We start from the raw sequence: 2,218 nt of genomic DNA, 5'->3' as shown, positions 1-2,218 counted from the left end.
GTGAGGGGGGGGGGTAGCCCACCAGCTATGGGCTACCCCTAGCCCACCAGCTATGGGCTAGGTTTGGATGGAATTTGTCCAAATTTGGATTGAATTTATCTACATTTTTCGCTATAAAATGGATGAATTTCATCCAAATTTGGATGAAAAATCGTCTGATTTGATCTAGGGGTAGGCCATGAAGCCAAAGCACGTTGGATTAACCACCGCACCCAACGGAACTTGGGTTCAGGTCGAACGAGCGGCTATGGAACGATGGTCAAAATTAGCTGTATCAAATCCTAGAGCAGCGGCCGTTATGATGCTTATGACCTCCCAAATGGGCCGCAATAATGCTCTCGTCGCATCCCAAGCTACATTGGCCAAAATGGCTGGTTGCGGCTTGAATACTCTCAAAAGGGCTTTGTCCGTTTTACGAGAGGGCAACTGGATCGAAGTTCGACAGATCGGCCCCACAGGCACGGCTTGTGCTTACATCGTTAATGACCGAGTGGCTTGGTCCGGAAACCGCGATGGTATCCGCTACAGCCTGTTTTCTGCCGCTGTGTTGCTCTCAGACGACGAACAACCCGATAAGACCGAAATTGGCGCACAGCCGCCTCTACAGGCCATTCCAGACCTGTATCCGGGAGAGAAGCAGCTACCTACCGGCCCCGGCTTACCACCACCATCTCAGCCTTCTTTCGACGGCATGGAACCAGACTTGCCGGCCACCGAAAAATAGATCGCCCGACACCAAGCGCACGTTGCCCTTTGGGCAACGTATAAGCGCGCACTCTCTGATGCACCGGGACTAAGACGCCTGTCTTTCCCTTAAAGGCTAGAGGTCGAGTTCCGAATGGGAGCCCAGTCGCACCAAGACCAGGCGATCGGCCTCAATGAGGCGATAGATCAGCACCAGATCAGGCTTCACATGGCAGTCCCGATAGTCCTTCCAGTTGCCTGTCAGGGCATGGTCGCGATGCCGTATTTCCAATGCCGCATCGACCACCAGAAGCTCGATAATTCGCCGCAGATCGGTGTCTAGGGCAGCCCGATGCGGTCCCTTCGCCACCCGTTTGAAATCACGCTTGAAAGCCGTCGTGCGCTCAATCGTCCGCATGGAGATCTTCGAACAGCGCATCGACAGACCTGAAGCGCGTCAGATCCCCACGCTCGACCTCAGTAAACGCTGCCAGCGTCTCCGCATTGGGCTGAAACAGCGCGGCCGGAATCACCTTGTCCTGGGCAATCCGCGTCATCAGCACACGCACCACATCACTCACCGTCAGCCCGGCCGCGTGAATGACCTGGTTCGCGGCTTCCTGAATCTCACCCGGCACTCGGGCCTGGACCATGCGACTGACAGCCATGACATACCCTCCCAATAATGTATTTCAGTGTAATACAAAACACCAATTTCGTCTACGTTCCGGGGTGGGAGAAGGCGAAAAAAGTGAGGGCAAGATTAAAGAAACCGGCACTCTGTGACCTTGGTTTTCCGGATTCCTCTGTCTGCACATGGGGTTAGGGCGCGGCATGGTGGCACTGCGAAAATTGCCGCCAGAGTGCCGCCCTTTCCGGCCGGGCCGCGAGAAGCCCCAACATGGAACGGCACCATGCCCCACCTGATCGCGTCAGGAGAACAGGCGATCGCCTCTTGCGATCATCCGCTATAAGGCCGTCAGAGGGCCGTATGATGGCTTCCGGCTCTTGTCCGGTAGGTTGGTATCGGAAACTCGTCTGAGTGCCCTGTACGGCCATCCTTCGGCCTATAACCGGGAGTTCCCGGCTACAGACGCAGGAAGGGCCGGGCTTACCACAACCCGGCCCATCCCCTCGCCACAGGTGACTACGCCCATAGCCAGCTTGCCGCTGGCCTCGCACCAGGTGCAACCGGAATCGCCCCGTTCGTCGCTTCTTGAGCCATTTTGCCCTTCCCCGGTTTCGCTGGCCTTGCAGGCTCCGGGCGAGCGCGGAGCGGGAGCGGCGTAGCCCGCCGAAGGCGCCGGAGCGGTGTGACGGTTAATCGACACACCCGGTCGCTGAAGCGTCGCACAACGATACGAAAACGGAATTAATCGCCCTTTTATGAGCCTCTGATCCGCCCCCGAGGGTCCACCGGCGCGGCTCCGCTGCCGCTCACGCAAGGCGTTCGCTGCGCCGCCCCCGTGGGCTTCGGGGACGGTCCAAAGATCATAGAGAGAGACCACGAAAAAAATTGTTATTTATCAATGAT

Annotated in this window: 3 protein-coding genes; 1 reads left to right on the top strand and 2 read right to left on the bottom strand. The window is 57.1% G+C overall.

Annotated features, from left to right (window positions below; translation table 11 throughout):
- The first annotated feature begins 178 nt into the window (after positions 1 to 178).
- The gene (locus GLX_RS17900; RefSeq protein WP_020958252.1) at positions 179 to 724 is read left to right on the top strand and encodes a replication/maintenance protein RepL; all 546 of its coding nucleotides are present in this window, start codon (positions 179 to 181) and stop codon (positions 722 to 724) included.
- 96 nt (positions 725 to 820) lie between these two features.
- On the opposite strand, the gene GLX_RS16400 is transcribed toward GLX_RS17900, so the two are convergent.
- Together GLX_RS16400 and GLX_RS16395 are read right to left on the bottom strand one after the other, a co-directional pair.
- Complete coding sequence (locus GLX_RS16400; RefSeq protein ID WP_014106742.1) at positions 821 to 1,102, bottom strand: type II toxin-antitoxin system YafQ family toxin; 282 nt, start codon at positions 1,100 to 1,102, stop codon at positions 821 to 823.
- Entirely contained in the window at positions 1,089 to 1,352 is a 264-nt protein-coding gene (locus GLX_RS16395) for a type II toxin-antitoxin system RelB/DinJ family antitoxin (RefSeq protein ID WP_014106741.1), read from the bottom strand. Before GLX_RS16395 ends, GLX_RS16400 begins: the two co-directional genes overlap by 14 nt.
- Positions 1,353 to 2,218 lie beyond the last annotated feature (866 nt).

It is taken from the genome of Komagataeibacter medellinensis NBRC 3288 (assembly GCF_000182745.2).
Classification (GTDB): Bacteria; Pseudomonadota; Alphaproteobacteria; order Acetobacterales; family Acetobacteraceae; genus Komagataeibacter; species Komagataeibacter medellinensis.
Note: the sequence above shows the minus strand (reverse complement) of the source record. Positions and strands in the feature narration are given on the sequence as shown.

What these genes read in the sequence shown, in the direction of transcription:
- GLX_RS17900 (WP_020958252.1), top strand. Translation starts at nt 179, where the DNA reads ATGAAGCCAAAGCACGTTGGATTAACCACCGCACCCAACGGAACTTGG.
- GLX_RS16400 (WP_014106742.1), bottom strand. Translation starts at nt 1,102, where the DNA reads ATGCGGACGATTGAGCGCACGACGGCTTTCAAGCGTGATTTCAAACGG.
- GLX_RS16395 (WP_014106741.1), bottom strand. Translation starts at nt 1,352, where the DNA reads ATGGCTGTCAGTCGCATGGTCCAGGCCCGAGTGCCGGGTGAGATTCAG.